Origin of the sequence: Bacillus cereus group sp. BfR-BA-01331, assembly GCF_022663915.1 — a bacterium.
In the GTDB taxonomy this organism is placed as follows: Bacteria; Bacillota; Bacilli; order Bacillales; family Bacillaceae_G; genus Bacillus_A; species Bacillus_A mycoides.
On the sequence record NZ_JAKUGJ010000004.1, the window covers coordinates 304,538 to 325,386 of the forward strand.

Genomic DNA, 20,849 nt, shown 5'->3' on the forward strand with positions numbered 1-20,849 from the left:
GTAATTTTCTTCCCGATATTCATTTTTCCATAATTTCTTCTATTTCAACAGGTCCACTACATACACGTTTTTTTCATCTAGCGGTATGTTACTATTTTGAACTTTGCGTGTCATACATAATCAAGGCTATAAAATCATATTTAGTAACAATGGAGAAAAAATATTTGGAGGCTATATCGATGGATGAAAACTATGATAAACAGGGACAATCTTTACTAGGGAAAGGCTTTAATGAAAATGGAGAACGTAATGAACAAGCTACACTTCACTCTCAAACAGTTGGTTCACGTGGACCTATTTTAAAGCAAGATAATGTACTGCACGAGGCGTTACAAGAATTTATTCACGAAAAAATTTTAGAAAGACCTGTTCATGCAAAAGGATTTGGTGCATTCGGTTATTTTCAAACGATATATCCGATGTCTGAACATACAAAACTAAGCTTTTTACAAAATTCTAACGAGAAAATTCCTGTTATGGTTCGATTTTCATTAGCTGTTAGTACGAAAGGAACACCTGATACTTCTAGAAATGTACGTGGTTTTGCTACAAAATTTTATACAAATGAAGGCATTTTCGATCTTTTATGTAATCACATTCCTGTTTTTTCAGTTCGTGATCCAATGCGTTTCCCTGAAACAATTCAAGCGTTGTTACCTTCACCTAAAAATAACTTAATAGACCCTAATAGCTTTTGGAGCTTTGTCGCTAGAGCACCCGAATCCATTCATTTTGTTGTCCATCTATTCTCTGATGCCGGTACGGTAAAAAGCCTTCGCCACATCCCAGGACATAGTGTAAATACATATGTTTGGAGAAATGCTCACGGTAATCGAAAGTATGTAAAGTATCATTGGTACCCATTTGAAGGTGTACAATTCATTACTAGTGAGGAAGCAAATAAACTGGCCGCCGAAAATCCTGATTATAGCGGGAAAGATTTATACGATGCAATTGAGGCTGGTAAAGCAGTGGAATATGGTTTATATGTCCAGCTCATGGATCCTAAAGATGAAACACACCTTTCTTATGACCCTTTAGATGATACAAAAGTATGGGATGAAAAGGAGTATCCTCTTATACCAGTAGGCAAAATGGTATTAAATAAAAATCCTGAAAACTATAAAGAACAAGTAGAAAAGGTCGCTTTCTCCCCTTCTAATTTACTAGACGGTGCAGAACTATCAGACGATAAAATGCTGCAAGGGCGTGCTAACATTTATAGTGATTCTCAAAGAAGAAGAATTGGACCTGAATTTCGTAAAATAGCGATCAACCAACAGCAAAATTGGGCACCTGCTAATCAAGCAACTAGCGGTGACGGAAGATACGTTGAAGGAAAACTTGAAAGAGCTTCTATAACTAAGAAAGACGACTTTGGGCAGCCTGGTGAATTTTATGCTAAATTATCACATATTGAAAAAGAACATCTCGCTGAAAATTTAGCTAATGATTTGAAAGTTATATCCGGAGATATAAGAAAGGCAGTTATGGGGTATTTCCATGAAGTGTCAGATGATTTGGCAAAGAGGATTGAGAGTGCGATGCAAAGGCTTTAAGAATATAAAAAAACGTCATTTTTAATGATTAAAATGACGTTTTTTTATGGCGAACTTACTAGTGGTTTCTACCGATTAATTTACATTTATTTACGAAAACTTTCCCTTCAAGATTTTCATTGCATCATTTTATATTATGATATTCATTTCTCTTTTTCAGATAATCTTTTTCACATTGTAACGGCTTGTATTCCACGATTTTCCCTTGCTTCTTTTTCGTTTCGGTAACAATCCATTCCCCTTTTTCAAGGTTTAGGCGTTTCATTACATTAGTATCGTCTATTTCTTTATAAAGTAAAAATGCTTCTTGCGCCTTCACAAATAATCTAGGCTCTCCCCTATATCCACCACTATCATAAACTTTAGTTAGCGAATTATAATAAGAATCATTTTCCCTTCCGCCATACATCAAATGCGCAGCCTCTAGGTCTCTTTTACTAACTTCCCAAAAACTATTTTCATCAATCTTTAAATCAAATGTAGATATAATGTCATTCATAATGTTTTTCACATACTTTTCATCACGAATTTTACTTTCTTCCAGACAATCTGAAGATAACCTTGGTGCATTTGACTGAGAATGTACCACATGCTGTATAGATACGCACAAAATAAATACACTTAAAACATACAATAGTTTTTTCATATTTAAGTATCACCTCAAATGATTTAGATACTATATTATTTGAGGCTTAGGATATTCTTATGCTAAGAATGAGAAAGGTCCTATAAAATAGACTTTTTATAGGACCTTTCCTTTTAATATTGATTTATCAGTTTCATCGGCGAAGCAAGTACCTTACTACTTTTCACATCATATAATCCTATAGGTGTTACCCGTATAAAAGGCAAGTGCGTCGCAGAAAAGAATAAAATCGTAAATGCTGGATCATTATAGGTGTATCCTCGCTCTTGTAGTAATTCCACCATTTTTTTCTCTTTCTGTATTAATTCACTCATTTTCAAATTAGACATAATCCCGAGCAATGGTAATGCAATTTCGTGTAACACTTCATTTCTTTCCGCTATTACCATACCGCCACCTAGCTCTTTTACTCTATGAAAAGCTGTAAGCATATCTTCTTTCCTTTTTCCAATAAGAATGATGTCACCTGTACCGGAATAAGAGCTAGCAAGACCTCCTAATCCATTCGCAAAACCTTTCACAACTGTATTCACTCGCCAAGTGCCATCACGAGCAATCATCATAAGGAAACATTCATCATGCTCAATAGAAAGTTCTTCACCGTTTAAGTCGATTTCAGTTACATATGGTTTTGAAATAACATCATTTAATAATTTTATACCTGTTGTTTCAGAAAAAATCATATCTTCTTTCTTTAAAGACCAGTCTAATGATAATGGAGTTACTTTGAATTTACTCCAGTCTATATGTAATGATGCATTTTTGTTTATTCCGTCACGCTTCATCCATTTCCCCTTTGCAATTACACTTATTGGAATCGGATTTTCTTTACTTTCCAAAATATTAATATTTGCAATTCTTCCTGTCGCGATCGCGCCGTGTAAATGCTCCATATTATAATAACGAGCAATGTTATAGCTTGCCATATTATAGGCATCAATTACTGGTATTCCTTGCTTTATCGCGATTTCTATCATCCTATTCGTCATTCCGTTTTCATAAAATGACGGATGTGAACCATCTGTTGTGAACATGAATCTATCAAATTGCTTGACACCTAATTCCAGCAATTCTTTCAGTAAAACTTCTAAATCTGGACGGATAGAAGAGTTTCTAAGAGTAACGATGTAACCCTGCATAAGACGTGTTAATGCTTCCTGCCCCGTCATCGCTTCATGATCGCAATCAGTACCTAGTAACTTTAACTTCGCTAACGTTGATTCAGACGCACCGGGAAAATGACCTTCTACTTTTTTCTGTAACCGCTTTGTTTCCTGTACCCAATTTAACATCTCATCATCGCCATTTAATAGTTTTGGCCATGCTGTTAACTCGCCGCCTTGAAGAACCGCCTCATGCTTTAGCCACTCTATTATTTCTTCACTATTAAATAAAGATTCACCATTTTGCAGCTCAGTTTGTCCATCAAAACGGCACCACCAATACATACTTGCTGGAATCTTTTCAAATTCATCTAATAAACGAAATGCTACTTCACGTTGTAATGTGAAAAATAAAGTTAAATTATCATTAATGAAAGTCGTTGTCCCAAATTGCATCGCATAATTCGCTAACGTCTCTGGATTATATAATTGATATGGATGTGCATGCGGTTCTATGTAACTAGGAACTACATACTTTCCACCACAATCAATGACTTCACATTCATGTAGTTGCTCTGGCAGTTTTTCTCCTACATATATAATGCGGTCATCATAGATCCAAATATTTGCTTGCACCCACTCGCGCATATAGGAATTTAAATATGTTGCATTCTTGAATAAAATGTGCGGGCTTCTTGTGCCATCTATTACTTCAACATGTTCTCGTAATTGTGTGTTACTCCATCTAAACTGATTTTGTCCCAATGTATTTCACTCCACATCAATTTACTTTTATTTATTAAAACAAAAAATAATTAACTAACTAAAGTATTATCCATTCATAACTCCCCTGTATATACCCTATACCCTTTATTATATGTAATAATTACAAAAATAACAATTTTCAAAATTTGTAATGTATCTCTTTGATCCAAAATAAAAAAGATGTCATGCAACTGACATCTTTTTATACTAGACTATAAGATTGAATTACACTTGTATCCGTATTTATGTTCTACATATACTTGATTGCTGCCATACCATGAATGCTAATACTGTCCTTTAAAGCAGTATTCCATTCGCTTTCTTTTCATCTATTTCTTAAATTCAATTTGCATCATTTTATTAAACTGTGTAAAAACATCCATCGCACCTAAAGAGTTAATATTGGCAGCTAATGTATGTTTGCCTCCCATTACTCCGCCAACAAAAGTTGTAAATCCAGGAATTGCCCCTCCGTGACCCCAAACTGAAACACCGTTTGGAAGTTTAGTCTCATAGATCCCAAGACCATATCCATCACCAACACCTTTTCCTTCTATAGGAACTGTAGTAAGCATTTCTTTTAGCTCGCGTTCCTTCAATAGCTTACCACCGAGTAACGATGAAAAGAACGTATTTAAATCGTCCGCATTAGAAATCATATCTCCAGCTGAATTAGCTAAACTCGGATTATAATACGTCATGTCTTTCAATTCACTTGTTTCGTCTATTTTCATATACCCACGAGCATGATCCTTTCCTGGAATAACGGGTGAATTCCCTGGTAAAAACGTATTTGACAGATCCAAAGGTTCAATAATTCGCTTTTCAATTTCTTCCGCATAACTATTTCCAGTTATTTTTTCAATAAGCATTCCCAATATTACGTATCCTGTGTTTGAATACAGCCATCCCTTACCTGGTGAAAAATCTGGGGGTAGAGAAAGTCCCATTTTCACTATTTCTTCTGCTGTATACGTTTTTCTCGAATTCATTATGTCAGCGTCTTTTGACTTTAAGTATTCAGCTATACCACTCGTATGATTCAAAAGTTGACGTATCGTAATTTGATTGCCATCATACCCATTTCCTTGAATGAGACCGGGTAGCCACTTTTCAATTGGATCGTCAAGTTGCACGCGATTTTCTCCTACTAATTGAAGAACAGTCGTAGCGGTAAAAGTCTTCGTCACACTCCCAATCCGAAAACGATAATCCGATTTCATTGTTTTCTTTGTATTTAAATCCGCGACGCCAGCAGTATAACTACTAATCTTTCCATTGTTAGACGTCTTCGCTAATATTCCTGGGGTTCCAAGCTGTACTGTTTCCTGCATTACTTGTTTCCAACCATTCCGATTCTTTTGATCATGTGATTGTGACGGACTAGATAAATTTTGAACAGACTCTGCTTTCACAGTAAAACCTGGTGTGAATAGAGTAGTACCCGCTAATAAAACTGCCAAACTTGCTAACTTAATTGAATTACATTTTTTCATAAGGCTCCCTCTCCTCTATTAATATCGGATTAATTCAAGTTATACTTTAATCCTATATGATAAAACTCTCTTTTTTCTTATCCATTCCTTACGAAATACTTACGTTCAAATTTTGATACGATAAACTGAGAAAGAGCTATGCATGAAAATAAAAAGGACATATAAAATAAGGACAGCCACTTAACTGCCCTTATTTTCATTTCACCTCGTCTTTATTATTTTTAAGATGATTCATTAATTGTGTTCGTTTCAAAGGTACATATATGTTTGTTCCAGTAACATATCTTTTTCCCAATCGAATTATCTTATAAATTTAAGGAGTTCATATTAATATTAACAATAAAAAAAGAACGTGTTTTCAATTTATCAAAACACGTTCTCTTACATACTTAAAATCCTATATCAACTTTTTATTTCATTCACTTCTTTAAACTACTAATCTTTATTCAGTTTTACCATCCTGCACTAGCATTCATACCATTTCCAATAATAGTAAGAAACAGTGGCCACAATACTGGTCCTAACGTAAGAAGTAAACTTAGAAGTATAAGTAATCTATATACCCCGGGGAAATTTTGATCTTTACGATTTACAAATACTAAAATAACTAATAATATTATGGTCGTTAAAAATAAAAGTAGAATTAGCAGCCAATACCAAACCATTAAACTGAGACTCCATGGTGTTAATAGCTCGTGTATTATACCAAATATGATTCCTAATACTCCAAAACTAAAGGTAGTAACTGTTGATTTTATAAGCACTATATTTAATGTTTTTTCGTATGTATTTTTACAATATAAATCTATTAAAGTGTATAAAGATAAATATGCCATTAATACACCTATCCAAGACAATAACCAGTCTCCGCCTCCTCTAAATAACATGAACAGCAACCAACACATCCCTACTGCAGAAAAAGCAAAGGAAATAAGTATGCTTTTCAATACCGGTTTCATTATATTTTCACACCCTTAAAAATAAATTATAAGTTTTTACTAAACTCATGTAATTTTTTATTAACATGCTACCCGTTAATCGTTTAGCTCTAATGCATCCTTTTTTCATTCTATATTAATAAAACAAAGATACACTCATGAACAATTAAAGAAGCAATACTCTACAAAGAGTTCCATATAGCTTGTATATTCTTTTTCCATTGGTAGAGATATTAAAAAATTAAGTATACATTAACATGCAATTAAATATAAGTAAATAAAAAAGATGACCTCAGCATACGCCAAAGTCATCTTCTATAACCATATTATTTTACTAACGTTCCATTATAAGCTTTTATATCAAGCGGAGCATTTAAAAACTGTGATGCTTTACTAACGAAAGATGTGAAGTGTTCACTCGTATTATGACTCGTAACTGCTGCTTCATCTTTCCATACTTCTACCATCGTATAAACACTTTCTTTTTCAGTATCTTTATATAAATCGTAAGATACATTTCCACTTTCTTCTCTTGAACCATGAAGTAATGGCTGAATTTCTTCTAAAAACGATTGTTGTTTTGCTGGATCTACTTGAAATATTGCGTGAATAATAATCATGGTGTTTCCCCTCTCATATCTCACTTATTTCTGTTTTTTTATAAAATTACTTCCACTCAGCAACTTTTTCAATTGGAAGACGTACTGATGGATAACCACTGTCAGCAGCTTTTCCGATTGAAATTAACATAACTGGTACGTGACGCTCTTTGTCTAATCCGAAAGCTTCTGCGATTTGGTCTTTTTCAAATCCACCAATTGGGCAAGTATCATAGCCGTGAGCACGTGCTGCTAACATAAATTGCATCGCTACAAGACCACCGTCAATTAGTACAGTATCTTTCATTACTTCTGGTGTAACCATTGAGAAGTAACCTGAAAGTTTTTTCATTTGATCTTCTTTTACTTCAGCTGGCATAAGTCCGCGCTCTACTGCTGTACCGTAAATTTCTTCTGCGTTATCAAAGTTGTTTAAGTCACCAAATACAGCAATCATTGCTGAAGATGTTTCTACTTGAGATTGATTAAATTTCGCAAGTGGCGCCAGTGTTGCTTTTGCTTCGTCACTTTCAATAACTAAGAATCTCCATGGTTGCATGTTTACTGAAGATGGTGCAAGTGTTGCTTCTGTAAGAATTTCAGTCATTTCTTCTTTGCTAATTTTCACTGAAGGATCGTACTTACGGATTGAACGGCGTCCTGTTAAAATTTCGTTAAAATCATTTGTTTTTACTGAGTTAGTCATAGTTGTATTCTCCCTTTTTTAAAGTTCTTTTATATTTTCTTGAATGCGGTCTAACATCGTTAAAAGATTGTCGCGTTCTTCTTCACTTAATCCTTTAAATGCTGAAGTAGCGAAACGCTCTTTTTCCTCTTGATACACTTGAATTTTATTTCGTCCCTCTTCTGTAAGAGAAACTAACGTAATTCTGTTATCATCTGGATTTTTACGTCTTCTAATCATTCCGTTTGCTTCCAGCTGTTTTAAATGCCTCGTAATCGCGGCATTATCAATATTTACTTCTTGCTGAAGTGCTTTTTGACTAATTTCATCTACTTCAAATAACTGAAGTATAAGCTCTAATCGAGACTGACTCATACCCGTACACCCTTCAAATTTCGAACTTACTTCTTTGTTGAGAAAGTGTAATTTATATAAAATTATTGCTTCTTTTGAGCATGAACTTGTCAAATTACCCCCTCCTTTACATCCAAATCAAAAACGTTTGATGCATCAATAGTTGATATGTCAATTAATATAATCTATATCGATTTAGAATGCAAGCATTTTGTTTTCATTCCTATTTTTCCAAATTAAGGCGCTTTGTAGCGTTACAAAAAATGTAAATTACATTATAATAGTAATAATTCAAATGACTGGAGAGTGATTGTAATGCGGCAATACACAAATAGAAATGAGGAATTAAAAATGGAAAATGAAGTGAGGATATTCATATATGACAACAATAAATATAGGGATTGTCGCGCACGTAGACGCTGGCAAGACGAGTTTGACTGAGCGTATTCTTTATGAAACGAATGTGATTAAAGAAGTTGGCCGAGTAGATAGTGGCAATACGCAAACTGACTCAATGGAATTAGAAAGACAACGCGGAATTACGATTAAAGCATCTGTCGTTTCTTTCTTTATTGATGATTTAAAAGTAAATGTTATTGATACACCTGGACATGCTGATTTTATCGCTGAAGTGGAGCGATCATTCCGTGTTTTAGACGGTGCCATTTTAGTTATATCTGCCGTTGAAGGTGTGCAAGCACAAACGAAGATTTTAATGCGGACATTACAGAAATTAAACATACCTACTATATTATTTGTTAATAAAATAGACCGTAGTGGCGCAAATACTGAAAAAGTTGTGAAACAAATAAAAGAGCTTCTTTCAAATGAAGCATCCCCCTTCTACTCTGTAGAAAACGAAGGTACAAAGGACGCTCGGATTATTGAATATAAATCCTATGACGATTGTATGGAACTGTTAGCACCATTTAACGAATCATTGCTTGAGTCATATGTAAATAACGAAATAATATCAGATACGCCATTAAGAAAAGAACTAGAAAAACAAATACAACAAGCAAATGTGTTCCCCATCTTTTTTGGTTCAGCAATGACAGGTGTAGGTGTAACTGAACTACTTGAAAATATTTCAGCCTTAATTCCAGCTACTAAATCGGCACAAGATGAAACATTATCCGGTGTTGTTTTTAAAATTGAACGTGAATCTTCTGGCGAAAAGATTGCTTACGTAAGAGTTTTTTCAGGTAGTTTACACGTTAGAAAATATGTTGATATTCAGCGCAGTGAGTCTCTATCACATAAAGAGAAGATTAAAAAAATGTGCATGTTTCATAATGGAGATGCCGTTCAATCTTCTACTGTTCAAAGCGGAGAGTTTTGCAAAGTATGGGGACTTACGAATATTAAAATTGGTGATATTATCGGTGAACGGACGGATTATATAAAGGATATTCACTTTGCCGAACCGCAAATGGAAGCTGCTATTGAAGCAGTACCAAAAGAACGAATCCATGATTTATACGCTGCACTTATGGAACTATGCGAAGAAGATCCACTCATTAAAGTGTGGAAAGACAATGTCCATAATGAACTATACATTCGCCTTTTCGGTGAAGTACAAAAAGAAGTAATTGAAACAACACTTTTTGAGAAATATAATTTGCAGGTTACTTTCTCAAATACGCGGGTTGTATGTATTGAGAAACCAATTGGCATTGGGAATTCTGCTGAATTAATGGGAGAAAAAACGAATCCATTTTACGCGACAATCGGCTTCAAAGTTGAACGTGGTGAACTGAATTCTGGCATAACATATAAGTTAGGTGTTGAGCTTGGATCATTACCTTTAGCATTTCATAAAGCGATTGAAGATACTGTATTTCAAACGTTAAAACAAGGTTTGTACGGATGGGAAGTTACGGACATTATCGTCACGTTAACACATACTGGTTATGCAAGCCCTGTTACAACAGCAAGTGACTTTAGAAATTTAACACCACTCGTTTTAATGGATGCTTTAAAGCACGCTGAAACATGTGCATTTGAACCAGTAAACGAGTTCGAATTAACTGTACCGGAGCACGCAATTAGTACCGCAATGTATAAGCTTGCTGCTATTCCAGCAACTTTTGCAGAGCCTACGTTGCATAATGATTCTTACCATTTAACAGGATCATTACCTGTTGCAAAAATAGAGGATTTTAAACGAATGCTCCATTCATTTACTGAAGGAGAAGGTATCTTTATAACAAAGCCAACTGGTTTCACAAATCTGACGGCTCCCTTCCCTACTCGAAAACGTGTTGACTTTAATCCGCTAAATCGGAAGGATTATTTGCTTCGTGTTTTGAAGGCTTATTAAATAAAAAAGAGGTGCCATTCGCACCTCTTTTTGCATGTATTGATAGGTTAGTTTTTCCTAACAACTTCTTTAAGTTTTTCTATTATTTTTGCTATCGCTGCGATCGAATTTTCGGTTTCAAATTCTCCAACATTTACAGAATGGTTAGCGTTTTTGACAACTTCAATCTGTAAATTCGTTTTATGTAACTGATCGATTTGATTTGCATTATATTGATGATCTTTATCTCCAATTACTAAAAGCCCTTCGTGATGACTATGTAAGATCGATTCAAAAATGGAATCAAAAGTTAGTAATGGTGTAAGCAACATCATTTTTGACCGTAAAAATTCTTCTCTCTTCATTAAATCATTCGCAATGGGAATTGTTCCGAGTGATTTCCCTAAAAACATCGAATCTTTGTATTGTCCACTTATTAGCACTTCATTAATGATAGGATTAATATCATCCATCATTACTTTCGTTACTTCTTCCATTGGTTTTTCCATTAACTGTCCATCATAGGAATAATGAATATGTACTACATCTATTTTATTTTCAAGCATAAGCATCGTTGCATAATAAAATAACGGCTTGTCATAATTGTAGCCTGAGCCTGAGAACATAAAACAGATTGTATTAGAACCTTTTTCGATATGTGTGTAACGAATGACTTTATTATCTATATGTATCTCTTTTTTAGTCCCCTTCACCGTTTTCCCCTCCAAACACGTTTACTTTTGTAAAACGATATGTTCTGTATGAACTGATAAATCCTTTACTTTATCTTTTATAAATGCTGGCTGTAAGTTATATGCATCTAACTCTTCTACTGGCACCCACTTAAATAAATATGTTCTACCCTCTTCTTCTAGAATATATTGATCAGCCCCATTTGCAGGTAATTCATGCAATTCTACTTCATAATAAAAACTAATCTCATGAAACTTTCGCTCAGAAAGTGTAAAGAAATTTTCTACTGACCATATTAATCTCTTCACTTTAATAGGAACACCCACTTCTTCTGCAAGCTCTCGTTTTAATGCATCTTCACTATTTTCTAGCATTTTCACTCTTCCGCCTGGTACGTACCAATACTCTTCACCTTCATCTTGAAGGATAAGTATTTTACTACCTTGTTTACAAATTGCTCCGACTCGGTAATTAAAACATGTTTCCTCTACTTTAAACGTAAGATCCACAACAAACCCCTCCAATGTATCATTACAAAACTATTATGTATGTGCTGTACAAATAAAATTACTAAATTTTTCTATTCCGTTCAATAATTTTTTAATTTTCCAAAAACAATACGCATCATTTGTCATCACCAGTATAAATACATATGTCACAATCACTGCACACATTAGAGAAGCATTATGGGGAACGAATGGAAACATTGTCAATATATAAAACTGAAAAATCAAATAATTTCTAAAGAATCATTATAAAAGATAAAGTAAAACTTCAATAAATGGAGTTTTTATCTTTCCCCTGTTGTTTTTTAATATTGTTAAGACATTATTAAAAAAGACGCAAGGTCAACTTATGTGCTAATTAATTCTTTTTCTAGAAAAAGCGTCTTTTATTGCACTTGTTAATACATTTAGGAATAATAAAATAGCCATAACTACCGTTAATACGTTAAATTGCTTTGTTTTATAAGGAGCGAACCATTCCGTAAAGAACTCTGAATTAACGAGACGCTCCCCAACTCCTCCTTCCTTGAAGTTCGGTATCCACGAATTCATATCAAGGATGATAAAAATTAATTGCATAACGAAAAATGCTCCAAGAGTTTTCAGCCAATTTCGTATTCGAATAGGACGCCCTTTTTTTGATGTCATTTAAATGATCCTCCTTTTAGAAATTGCTATTAAAGAGCCTTGTTCTGATAGATACGAATAGATAATATCCATGAAACCCCATAACACCCCACTGCTATGACAGCAAATATAAGAAATAATTTCAAATCTGAAATCTCTTTTAAAAAGGTCAGTACGCCATTAGCATATTTATTTAATAAATATGGAGTATTTCGCATTAAATATATAACTCCAATAGATAAAAATATAAAAACTGGTACAAGTGTTTTCACTTTAAATGCAACAAAAAAGGGGATGTACAATGCAGTAATCAGCATGACTGCCAAGAAGCCTAGGATGTAACTTTCTAAGGAAAGTTGAAATTCCATGCTGTCTAAAATGAAATATTTTCCAACTAAACAAAATGGGATGATTACTATTGTAAAAAATAAGGTTCCAACGTATTTTGAACTTATAATTTCCTTCCTAGTATACGGTAATGAGTTTACTAAAATATTAGCATTATCTTTATCATCAGATTGATATGTGTTAATTACAAAAACGGCACTACAAATGATTATGACATATGCTACATCCATGCCGGCCCACAAATAGGTAACTAGAAATAAGAGATAAGCAGGTAAAAAAGTTTTTTGTAAAATCAAATCCTTTTTAATTAAATTAAGCATCTTGACTCCCCCTTTTTCATGAAATACATAATATCCTCTAAACTTGGTTTTTCAATCACCACTTCTTTATTAAATAAAGTTTCGATAGAATTTACATTTTCAATCAATCCCTCGAAACCTGTATTTGCCTTACATACAGATATAAATTCACGCTCAGTATCAAAATCTAACATATCTAGTGGTCCTTTGACCAAAATATAATCTTCTGCAATGGCATAAATATCTTTTGTAAAAATATGCTTCCCATTTTGAATAAATGTAATATAATCGGCAATGCGGTCTAAATCCGTTGTAATATGAGATGAGAAAAAGATAGTTTTCTCACCATCCTGCATAATATTTTGTAAAACATCCAATAATTCTCTTCTAAATACCGGATCGAGTCCGGAAGTAGGCTCATCCATAATAATTAGTTCAGCATGATGTGAAAGGGCAATTGCAAGAGAGGCTTTCATTTTCATTCCTTTGGAGAATGTTTTCATTTTTTTATTTAATGGTAATTCGAACAGATCTTTATAATATGTAAATTGGTTAAAATCCCATTTTTTATAAGCAGGCGCAATAATTTTAGTAATTTCCTTTAATGTGAGTTCATCATAAAACACATTATCGTCATAAACGAAACCAATTCTTTCTTTAATTCGCTTCGCATCAGTCGAATAGTTCATGCCAAATAAGGAGACATTTCCACTATCCGGGTTCATTAGATTCATAATCATTTTAATCGTTGTAGATTTACCTGATCCATTTCCCCCAATAAAACCCGTAACAAATCCTTTTTTTACTTCCATCGAAAAATTTTTAATTTGAAATCCTTTAAAAGATTTACTGACATTTTGAAGTTCTATTACGTTTTCCAAGAGTTTTCCTCCTCGTATAAAATTGTAAGCATTTCTTTTAGATCATTTAAAGAAACATCCATTTGTTTAGCATTTTGAATCGCTTCACACAACTTTTCTTCAACTGTCTTTAATTTTTTTTCTTTCATAGTTTCAATGTTTTGTTCTGCTACAAAGGACCCCCTTCCGACAATTGAATAAATAAAACCGTCTTTTTCCAGTTCTTCATATGCTCTTTTCGTTGTAATAATACTTACTCTTAAATCTTTTGCTAACTGACGCATTGAAGGAAGAGCATCGCCTTGCTTTAAATCACCTAGTAAAATAAGTTTTTTTATTTGGACACCAATTTGTTCATAAATAGGTTCCTTTGAAGTGTTCGTAATAACGATTTGCATGCAAGTACCTCTTTTTAAAATATTGTATATATACTTTATATACAATATATACTATCGTACATTATAAATCAACAGAAAATTCCCAAAATATAGTCGCAAACACAATCTAATAATAAATGTAATTCATACAACTTATTTATACGGGATCTTCCTCGTATTTGCTCGATTTTGAGGTGGAGGTCTTACTGCTATCTAATGCGGTATAAAGACTACGTTGTGTTTTACGGAGAAATTGGCACAGCTGGTAGTGTGAAAGCAAAAGAGTTTGAAACAGAAGAACAATCTGAGGAAGTTGATATCAAGTTAGACTGGTATGAAGATGACGAGGAAAGATTGAAAAAGATGTTTCCTATGCTATGGGAAATGTATGGAGAAAAACCGATTGAGTGGTAGATTTATATACGAAAAACGCCTTGTTTCTTTATTAACAAGGCGTTTTTTCTTGATACTATGTTTAAATTGTTATCTTTCCACTCTCCCACCACACCATAAAAATCTTTAAAGAAGGCGCAACCCACGTTCTGCTATCATTTTCATGGTTCCATACATATATATCATCTCTTTGCACTATTCCATTCAAAATGGAATAGCCAAACAAATCACCATTTCCGCCATCAGCAAAAAATAATAAACAGTCAAAAGGCATATATAAATCTTTAAAATCAACTATATTTCTCATATTCATATTTTCAATTTTAATTTTTGAGGCATCCCAAATAAATTGTCCATATTCACCTTCTATACCATTTGTTTCCTGTAATAATTGATATAAATCATTCGGTAACTCCAGCTGCAAATTTTTTTGAACTTCAGCGAGTTCATTCTTCGTAGCGGGATTTTTCAAACTTAAGTTTGATGAAATACTGCGAATGGTATTTTTCCACATAACCTTTTTCCTCCTTGCAGTCCCTTATGTTCAATCCAGTATATACAATGTGGCTCCTCTAAATTTATTGATACCACTTTTCTAACAAATCCTTTTCCCTCTCGCCTGAAATACCTGCTTTTAATTCCCATTCGTCCATACTCTTCATCCACGCATACACGTCTGTAACAGTATCTTCTAACCCTCTAAAAGTAAGACCCTCTTTAACTGCGCTCTCTATATTAATAGAGAATCCACCTTTCCACGGATCTGTTTCACCTTCTAATGCAAAAGTTTCGGGAAGCCACAATGGCATTTCCGTCCATGGCTGTACTTTATTCTCATGCATAAACGATTCATCAACCCAAACGAATGCAGCATCGCTATTTGTAACCTTTTTACACGTATTTAATAGCTCTTCCATCGTCAATTCATCTTTCGGACCCGTTACATTAAATGTACCTACTTTATTGTTTTCTGCCATGTTTAGTCCAAAGCTTGCGACGTCTTTTATATCAACGAACTGCACTGGACGGTCTTTCCTTCCTGGAACTAACACTTTTCCTCCCTTTGCTACACGCTGAACCCAATATGGAAGCCGATCTGTATAATCAAACATTCCTGAAAGAAGTCCTGCTCTTACGTGTAAAACACGCCCCGGCCAATACTTCTCTGCTTCTTTTTCACATAGTACTTTAAGCGCACCGTAATACTCATAAGGGGATACTTCACCATTCTCCACAGCCTTTATTTGATCACTTGATGGTTCGGGTTGTAATATATAATCTTCTTTTATGTGATACGGAATCCAATCTTTATATACGGAAAGGCTTGAGATGAATGTATAATGCTTTATATTATCTTTAAGTACTTCTCCTACATTCCTAATGTGATGAGGAGAAAATCCACACGTATCTATGGCCAAATCCCATTTTCGATTTTCTAAACTTGAAACATCATCATTTCTATCACCGATTAACTGCTCTACTTCAGGAAAAATCTCATTATTTGTTCCACGGTTGAATAATGTAACTTCATGCCCTCTATTCAAAGCCTCTTCTACGAAAGCCCTTCCTAAAAAACGTGTACCGCCCAGTATTAGAATCTTCATTCTTTTCCCCCATTCAATCAAGCGCATGATTAAAAACCTTTTCTTTTGTTTAACGATTTTCCCTTGTAAAAAGTTACGGGTATTTTTCATTTTTCTCTATAGTTAATATAACGTCATCCAAATTTGCAACTTGTGACATAACTTTTTATCGAATTCGACAGTAATGAAGACGATAAAGGGGGGTTGAAAAATATTTCAACTAAGTCATAGTGATAAGTACACATCTACGAAAATACTTATTTATACGAGCAATGCTCCTGTCAATTTGGCAGGAGCATTGTTTTTTCAACCTCTATTTACTTTTATATACTTGAATTGAAATGATCGAAATTAAACTGAGCAAACCCATAAATAAACAAGTCGCGCCTAGAATTGTATAAGAATTTCCGTATCCTTGTAATAAAGCTAAATACGTACTTGTATCCATATGACCGCCCTGCTCTGCAACAGATTCACTTGTTGCCTTACTCCCCATTTCTGGTGCATTTATTAGTACATACACACCGATAATAGCTACTAAAGCTGAAATGATTTCTACAACATTAGACTTTGTCATCATACCCTCACCTTTCAAACAACGTCTTTTATCCATCTAGTGAAATCTCTTTCTATCTCTTACTATACTAGCAAAAAAAGGAGATATAATTTAATCCCCTTCCCTATTACTAGAATCAACAGTATGAAAATATTCATTCTGTCTATTTCTATTTCATATATAATTAAAATATTCGATTAACAAATTATATGTACTTAGGTAGGTGAAAAATATTAATAAAAACATAGTTTATCATTCAACATTATACATTTATTTTCTCACTTCGCTTGTTTATATCGTTTTGCTAAATGTAGAAAATGGTCGTAATTATTTGGGTTTTACGATGGTTGTTCCGCTGTTAGCGATTATTTTATATCAAAAAGCATATAAGAAACAAAAAATAGTTCATACATTTAGCATTTCACGTCCAACATTAATAACACTAATTTTCTCCATTTTATTCCCACTACTTCTAGGTCTATGTCTCCATTTTTATTTTTATATTTATAATATAAAGTTCTTATTTAATCATTGTAATGAATTGGGATTTCTCCTACTCATTGGTCTTACAATTGGATCTTTGTCTGCATTTTTATTTTTATATTTATAATATAAAGTTCTTATTTAATCATTGTAATGAATTGGGATTTCTCCTACTCATTGGTCTTACAATTGGATCTTTGTCTGCATTTTTAGAGGAAATCATTTGGCGTGGGAATTTTCATTACTATTTACGAAAAAAATATTCATTAATACAAACAGCAATAATTACCGCTTCACTTTGGTCTTTATGGCATTTACCAGTAGTACTCTTTTATAAAAACTATGAGTTATGGTTTGTAGGAATAGTAAGTTATCTCTCGTTATTATTTATGTTATCTATAATTTTGACGTACACGAGAGAGTATGGTCGTTCTGTAGTACCACCCGCAATTTTACATGGTGTGTTTAATGTATTTTTTTTAACAGATGGATTGCAAAACAAGTGGGATGCCAGCCTAATGGAGTTAATTAAATTTATCTTTTTAGCAATTGCGCTCTGCATTATATATCTTATACATCGAAAAGTTAAAAAATAGTTAACAATTAAAAAAAGTGTTTCAGTTTAATGTACCTTAATTAGCTCATTAAGTACTTCAACACCTTTCAATTATTCAATAATCGTATAGGTGTTGAAGTTTTCTAATTTTAATTGAACGACTCCGTTCTCACAGCACTTATTTCAATTATGTAGAACATAGCAAGTTTAACTATTTCTCTTATTGTAACTTTTGTAAAACTTTTAAATAAGGAAATATACACTCTTTGACTAATCTCCATCTATCCTGCGCTTCCGGTATAATCTCAGATGCAATCGCCACCACCAATTCCTTCTCCGGAATACAACAAATCATATTCCCACCATCACCCATGGCACAGTATGAAAAGACCCCATCTTCTTCTCGTAACCACCATAAGTAACCGTATTGATTTGAATTCATCGCTATTGATTTTTGTACCCACGATTTTGAAAGAATTTCCTTTTCATTATGAATACCTTCATTCAAATACATCTGTCCAAACTTAGCCATATCTCTAGCTGCTAACGTAAGTCCCCATCCGCCAGTTGAAATACCATTTGGATCGTGAACCCATCCCTTTACATCTTTTCCGAATAAGTCATCAAATCCAAATGCTTTCATATTGTAGTTTGGAATTTCTCTTATGCCGATAGGCTGGAATAGATATTCGTTCGCAAACTCACGAGCACTTTTCCCTGTTACACTCGTAATAATTGCTGATAGTACATGTGCGCCTGCCGATGAATATTTAAAAGGTCCAATTTCTCCACCTTTTCCTGCCCTACTTAACGTATACTTCACCCATTCCATTTGTGTACATAGTTCTTCTAACGGTTCCTGCCAGTCTACATAAGGATATGGAGCTGTCATTGTAAGTAGATGCCGAACTGTTACTTCAGATGCCTTAAGATTATATTCAGGAAAAAACTCTATTACTTTTTGATTAACACTTTTGATATATCCTTTATCTATACATATCCCAATTAACGCAGAGATTATCGTTTTTGTGACCGATGCTACATGACATGCATCATCTGGACCGTAACCATTATAATAATTTTCAAAAGTAACATTACCCTTTTGTACAACTAATACACCATTTATATTTTTATAGTTTTCTTTTATAGTCCAATCTAACTGTTCAGCAGTTTTCATCGTTCTTCCCCCTTAATCTATGATTAAAAAGGTTCGATAGGTACATATATATCGACTATATGTTTATTTTCCGGGTGCTGCCTTGGATCATTTCTATATACTTCGAAAGGATACGAATCTCTCGGTTTATATCCGCTATTTGGGAGCCATTCACCGTATAAGAAATCCCATGCTCCTTTATATTCCTCTTGGAATATTTCAAAATGACCTACTGCATATTTACCTGATGGTATTGTCATCAATCCAATATCACTATTTCCTTCTACTACTTCATCTAGAATCGTTATACATAGACTTGTTCTTAAATGATAGTCTTCTGTGAACTCATGATGATCATGGTAAATGGTTAATACTTTCGTATCCTCAAATACATGATAGTTTTCCCCCGCTGCGTAATGAAATAATTTCTCTATCATTTTTGGAAAAGCTATCGTTAACTCTTCATATGTACCGATATGCCTTATGTATGCGACGTGTATATCGTCCGCTGTTACAATTTCAACATTTCCTCGAACCTTCTTATACTCATTGTATTGAGAATCTTCGCTAACGTCTTTGCACTTCTTGCTATTGTGATTTCTATAGTGAGACGGACTTACTCCGTAATAACTTTTAAATGTCCGGGAGAAAACTGCTGAATCTGTGAACCCGAAGTAATACGCAATGTCTGTAATCGTCATATCTGTACGATAAGTAAGAAGGTGTGTTGCCCTCTCTAATTTCAAACGATTCACATACCGAGATAACGGCTCATCCATCATCCCTTTAAAAATTCTATGAAAATGAAATTTTGAAAAGCCTGCCACATTAGCTAAATCTTCAATTGAAAGTGAATCATTTATATGTGATTCTATATAGTCTTGCACTTTATAAACACGTCGTAAATACTCGTTTCTACTTTGAGAACTCTCCATATTTATCACTCCTCACAACAAAAAGGCTAACTTTACGTCAGCCTACTTTACACATTTTTTAAAAATAAAACTCTACTCCCGCCGTTCCCATCATAATTTGTATGTACGGATACACCTTCTATTGCATCATCCCCAGCTTCAATTTGAAATCCGATTTCTTGATGAAATTCAATTGACTTTTTATTAACTGGTGACGTTATCGCTTTTACAACTTTACGGTTATTTGCACGAGCGACATCGAAGAAATAAGAATATAACGTCGATGCGATTCCTTTTCGTCTAAACTTCGGATTTACACCGATAAAATGAACGTACGCTTCATCTTTATGCGTTTGTGAAAAAAATCCACATAAGAAACCTAACGTTTCTCCATCTTCTTCAATGATAAAACTCGTTTCTTGAAAATGGACGAAAAACAACTTCGGCAACATAGCAGCCTTATCTCTTCCGCCCCACCAATCATTTAATACAGAATGAATATTTACATAATCTTCCCCTTGAATATTTCTTACTCGCATGTATTTCTCCCTCTCACTCACTTCATTTTTTCATATATTTTAATAACCGTTTCGACTAACAGAATGAATACCCAAATACCTGAAAATACAAGAACAGACTGGAATATCGATCCAATTATCATAACACCAACTGCACCTGTTATTGAAAATGATATTCCACCAAGCCCTGGATCCTGTATAAGTGCTCCAGCAGAAAAAGCAGTTATAATAGATACTATTAAATAAATAACACTCATTATTTTTAATATTTTTATAGAAAGATACGAAGTTTGTTCTTCTTCCACTTGTGATAATTCGATTTCCCCGCTCGCAATTCCTTTTTGTAGACAATCTTCACACAAAAATTCTTCCTTAATTTTTTTACCACCATGTATTGTACCTGTTATTTCTTTACACCTTGAACATTTTCGATTTATCATGTTGTTATCACTCCACTCCTATAAGATTATACTTATATAATTCTACATTTGTATTAATATTCCTTTTATGTATTTTATAGAGAAAGGTCGTGT

General features: G+C 33.8%; 23 protein-coding genes and 1 pseudogene. 4 read left to right on the plus strand and 20 right to left on the minus strand.

Annotation, left to right across the window (positions count from 1 at the left end; translation table 11 throughout):
* Window positions 1-179 precede the first annotated feature (179 nt).
* Window positions 180-1,559: a catalase gene (locus MR155_RS10395; RefSeq protein WP_219302872.1), complete on the plus strand. Its 1,380-nt coding sequence runs from the start codon at window positions 180-182 to the stop codon at window positions 1,557-1,559.
* A gap of 124 nt (window positions 1,560-1,683) precedes the next feature.
* Here the strand turns inward: MR155_RS10395 and MR155_RS10400 are convergent, their stop codons facing one another.
* The 7 genes from MR155_RS10400 to MR155_RS10430 form a co-directional block, all read right to left on the minus strand.
* Window positions 1,684-2,205 (minus strand): hypothetical protein, encoded by a 522-nt coding sequence (locus MR155_RS10400; RefSeq protein WP_242309585.1) that lies wholly within the window; start codon window positions 2,203-2,205, stop codon window positions 1,684-1,686.
* A gap of 113 nt (window positions 2,206-2,318) precedes the next feature.
* The gene (locus tag MR155_RS10405) at window positions 2,319-4,073 is read right to left on the minus strand and encodes an adenine deaminase C-terminal domain-containing protein (RefSeq protein WP_242309586.1); all 1,755 of its coding nucleotides are present in this window, start codon (window positions 4,071-4,073) and stop codon (window positions 2,319-2,321) included.
* Window positions 4,074-4,402: 329 nt separating this feature from the next.
* Complete coding sequence (locus MR155_RS10410; protein ID WP_242309588.1) at window positions 4,403-5,569, minus strand: serine hydrolase domain-containing protein; 1,167 nt, start codon at window positions 5,567-5,569, stop codon at window positions 4,403-4,405.
* A gap of 452 nt (window positions 5,570-6,021) precedes the next feature.
* Entirely contained in the window at window positions 6,022-6,528 is a 507-nt protein-coding gene (locus MR155_RS10415; protein ID WP_242309589.1) for a DUF3902 family protein, read from the minus strand.
* 305 nt (window positions 6,529-6,833) lie between these two features.
* Window positions 6,834-7,127 carry a putative quinol monooxygenase gene (locus tag MR155_RS10420; protein ID WP_242309591.1) on the minus strand — a complete coding sequence of 98 codons (294 nt, stop codon included), beginning with the start codon at window positions 7,125-7,127 and terminating at the stop codon, window positions 6,834-6,836.
* A gap of 46 nt (window positions 7,128-7,173) precedes the next feature.
* On the minus strand, window positions 7,174-7,812 hold the full coding sequence (locus MR155_RS10425) for a nitroreductase family protein (RefSeq protein ID WP_000185377.1): 639 nt from the start codon (window positions 7,810-7,812) through the stop codon (window positions 7,174-7,176).
* Window positions 7,813-7,830: 18 nt separating this feature from the next.
* Window positions 7,831-8,259: a MarR family winged helix-turn-helix transcriptional regulator gene (locus MR155_RS10430; RefSeq protein ID WP_242309593.1), complete on the minus strand. Its 429-nt coding sequence runs from the start codon at window positions 8,257-8,259 to the stop codon at window positions 7,831-7,833.
* Between the two features lie 265 nt (window positions 8,260-8,524).
* On the opposite strand from MR155_RS10430, the gene tet reads away from it, so the two are divergent.
* A complete protein-coding gene (gene tet, locus MR155_RS10435) occupies window positions 8,525-10,468 on the plus strand; it encodes a tetracycline resistance ribosomal protection protein (protein ID WP_242309595.1) in 1,944 nt (647 codons plus the stop codon).
* Window positions 10,469-10,515: 47 nt separating this feature from the next.
* Here tet and MR155_RS10440 read toward each other — a convergent pair whose 3' ends face one another.
* The 6 genes from MR155_RS10440 to MR155_RS10465 form a co-directional block, all read right to left on the minus strand.
* Window positions 10,516-11,160: an alpha/beta hydrolase gene (locus MR155_RS10440; RefSeq protein WP_242309597.1), complete on the minus strand. Its 645-nt coding sequence runs from the start codon at window positions 11,158-11,160 to the stop codon at window positions 10,516-10,518.
* Between the two features lie 21 nt (window positions 11,161-11,181).
* Window positions 11,182-11,649 (minus strand): NUDIX hydrolase, encoded by a 468-nt coding sequence (locus MR155_RS10445; protein WP_242309599.1) that lies wholly within the window; start codon window positions 11,647-11,649, stop codon window positions 11,182-11,184.
* A 351-nt stretch (window positions 11,650-12,000) separates the two neighbouring features.
* A complete protein-coding gene (locus MR155_RS10450) occupies window positions 12,001-12,294 on the minus strand; it encodes a YfzA family protein (protein WP_000202089.1) in 294 nt (97 codons plus the stop codon).
* Window positions 12,295-12,323: 29 nt separating this feature from the next.
* Complete coding sequence (locus tag MR155_RS10455) at window positions 12,324-12,941, minus strand: ABC-2 transporter permease (RefSeq protein WP_088292141.1); 618 nt, start codon at window positions 12,939-12,941, stop codon at window positions 12,324-12,326.
* A complete protein-coding gene (locus tag MR155_RS10460; protein WP_000432454.1) occupies window positions 12,929-13,801 on the minus strand; it encodes an ABC transporter ATP-binding protein in 873 nt (290 codons plus the stop codon). Before MR155_RS10460 ends, MR155_RS10455 begins: the two co-directional genes overlap by 13 nt.
* On the minus strand, window positions 13,789-14,178 hold the full coding sequence (locus tag MR155_RS10465) for a GntR family transcriptional regulator (protein ID WP_001167593.1): 390 nt from the start codon (window positions 14,176-14,178) through the stop codon (window positions 13,789-13,791). The genes MR155_RS10460 and MR155_RS10465 overlap by 13 nt, the downstream gene beginning before the upstream one ends.
* Window positions 14,179-14,373: 195 nt before the next feature.
* Here MR155_RS10465 and MR155_RS10470 point away from each other — a divergent pair, with 195 nt between their 5' ends.
* The gene (locus tag MR155_RS10470; protein ID WP_242309601.1) at window positions 14,374-14,571 is read left to right on the plus strand and encodes a hypothetical protein; all 198 of its coding nucleotides are present in this window, start codon (window positions 14,374-14,376) and stop codon (window positions 14,569-14,571) included.
* Between the two features lie 61 nt (window positions 14,572-14,632).
* Here the strand turns inward: MR155_RS10470 and MR155_RS10475 are convergent, their stop codons facing one another.
* The 3 genes from MR155_RS10475 to MR155_RS10485 all read right to left on the minus strand — a co-directional run bounded on the left by MR155_RS10475 (window position 14,633) and on the right by MR155_RS10485 (window position 16,746).
* Complete coding sequence (locus tag MR155_RS10475) at window positions 14,633-15,064, minus strand: SMI1/KNR4 family protein (RefSeq protein ID WP_242309603.1); 432 nt, start codon at window positions 15,062-15,064, stop codon at window positions 14,633-14,635.
* Window positions 15,065-15,128: 64 nt separating this feature from the next.
* Window positions 15,129-16,154 (minus strand): SDR family oxidoreductase, encoded by a 1,026-nt coding sequence (locus tag MR155_RS10480; protein ID WP_242309605.1) that lies wholly within the window; start codon window positions 16,152-16,154, stop codon window positions 15,129-15,131.
* A gap of 292 nt (window positions 16,155-16,446) precedes the next feature.
* Window positions 16,447-16,746 carry a hypothetical protein gene (locus tag MR155_RS10485; RefSeq protein ID WP_000361375.1) on the minus strand — a complete coding sequence of 100 codons (300 nt, stop codon included), beginning with the start codon at window positions 16,744-16,746 and terminating at the stop codon, window positions 16,447-16,449.
* A gap of 166 nt (window positions 16,747-16,912) precedes the next feature.
* Between MR155_RS10485 and MR155_RS10490 the strand changes: the two are divergent.
* Window positions 16,913-17,768: pseudogene (locus MR155_RS10490) on the plus strand (CPBP family intramembrane glutamic endopeptidase).
* Window positions 17,769-17,948: 180 nt separating this feature from the next.
* Here the strand turns inward: MR155_RS10490 and MR155_RS10495 are convergent.
* The 4 genes from MR155_RS10495 to MR155_RS10510 are packed head-to-tail and all read right to left on the minus strand — an operon-like array spanning window position 17,949 to window position 20,756.
* The gene (locus MR155_RS10495) at window positions 17,949-18,905 is read right to left on the minus strand and encodes a serine hydrolase domain-containing protein (RefSeq protein ID WP_242309607.1); all 957 of its coding nucleotides are present in this window, start codon (window positions 18,903-18,905) and stop codon (window positions 17,949-17,951) included.
* Between the two features lie 23 nt (window positions 18,906-18,928).
* The gene (locus tag MR155_RS10500; protein WP_242309609.1) at window positions 18,929-19,819 is read right to left on the minus strand and encodes an AraC family transcriptional regulator; all 891 of its coding nucleotides are present in this window, start codon (window positions 19,817-19,819) and stop codon (window positions 18,929-18,931) included.
* Window positions 19,820-19,866: 47 nt separating this feature from the next.
* On the minus strand, window positions 19,867-20,337 hold the full coding sequence (locus tag MR155_RS10505) for a GNAT family N-acetyltransferase (protein WP_242309611.1): 471 nt from the start codon (window positions 20,335-20,337) through the stop codon (window positions 19,867-19,869).
* Between the two features lie 17 nt (window positions 20,338-20,354).
* On the minus strand, window positions 20,355-20,756 hold the full coding sequence (locus tag MR155_RS10510) for a DUF3980 domain-containing protein (RefSeq protein WP_002190039.1): 402 nt from the start codon (window positions 20,754-20,756) through the stop codon (window positions 20,355-20,357).
* Window positions 20,757-20,849 lie beyond the last annotated feature (93 nt).

Coding starts and splice junctions, on each gene's coding strand:
- MR155_RS10395 (WP_219302872.1), top strand. CDS start 180: ATGGATGAAAACTATGATAAACAGGGACAATCTTTACTAGGGAAAGGC.
- MR155_RS10400 (WP_242309585.1), bottom strand. CDS start 2,205: ATGAAAAAACTATTGTATGTTTTAAGTGTATTTATTTTGTGCGTATCT.
- MR155_RS10410 (WP_242309588.1), bottom strand. CDS start 5,569: ATGAAAAAATGTAATTCAATTAAGTTAGCAAGTTTGGCAGTTTTATTA.
- MR155_RS10415 (WP_242309589.1), bottom strand. CDS start 6,528: ATGAAACCGGTATTGAAAAGCATACTTATTTCCTTTGCTTTTTCTGCA.
- MR155_RS10420 (WP_242309591.1), bottom strand. CDS start 7,127: ATGATTATTATTCACGCAATATTTCAAGTAGATCCAGCAAAACAACAA.
- MR155_RS10425 (WP_000185377.1), bottom strand. CDS start 7,812: ATGACTAACTCAGTAAAAACAAATGATTTTAACGAAATTTTAACAGGA.
- tet (WP_242309595.1), top strand. CDS start 8,525: ATGACAACAATAAATATAGGGATTGTCGCGCACGTAGACGCTGGCAAG.
- MR155_RS10450 (WP_000202089.1), bottom strand. CDS start 12,294: ATGACATCAAAAAAAGGGCGTCCTATTCGAATACGAAATTGGCTGAAA.
- MR155_RS10455 (WP_088292141.1), bottom strand. CDS start 12,941: ATGCTTAATTTAATTAAAAAGGATTTGATTTTACAAAAAACTTTTTTA.
- MR155_RS10465 (WP_001167593.1), bottom strand. CDS start 14,178: ATGCAAATCGTTATTACGAACACTTCAAAGGAACCTATTTATGAACAA.
- MR155_RS10470 (WP_242309601.1), top strand. CDS start 14,374: ATGCGGTATAAAGACTACGTTGTGTTTTACGGAGAAATTGGCACAGCT.
- MR155_RS10475 (WP_242309603.1), bottom strand. CDS start 15,064: ATGTGGAAAAATACCATTCGCAGTATTTCATCAAACTTAAGTTTGAAA.
- MR155_RS10480 (WP_242309605.1), bottom strand. CDS start 16,154: ATGAAGATTCTAATACTGGGCGGTACACGTTTTTTAGGAAGGGCTTTC.
- MR155_RS10485 (WP_000361375.1), bottom strand. CDS start 16,746: ATGGATAAAAGACGTTGTTTGAAAGGTGAGGGTATGATGACAAAGTCT.
- MR155_RS10495 (WP_242309607.1), bottom strand. CDS start 18,905: ATGAAAACTGCTGAACAGTTAGATTGGACTATAAAAGAAAACTATAAA.
- MR155_RS10500 (WP_242309609.1), bottom strand. CDS start 19,819: ATGGAGAGTTCTCAAAGTAGAAACGAGTATTTACGACGTGTTTATAAA.
- MR155_RS10505 (WP_242309611.1), bottom strand. CDS start 20,337: ATGCGAGTAAGAAATATTCAAGGGGAAGATTATGTAAATATTCATTCT.
- MR155_RS10510 (WP_002190039.1), bottom strand. CDS start 20,756: ATGATAAATCGAAAATGTTCAAGGTGTAAAGAAATAACAGGTACAATA.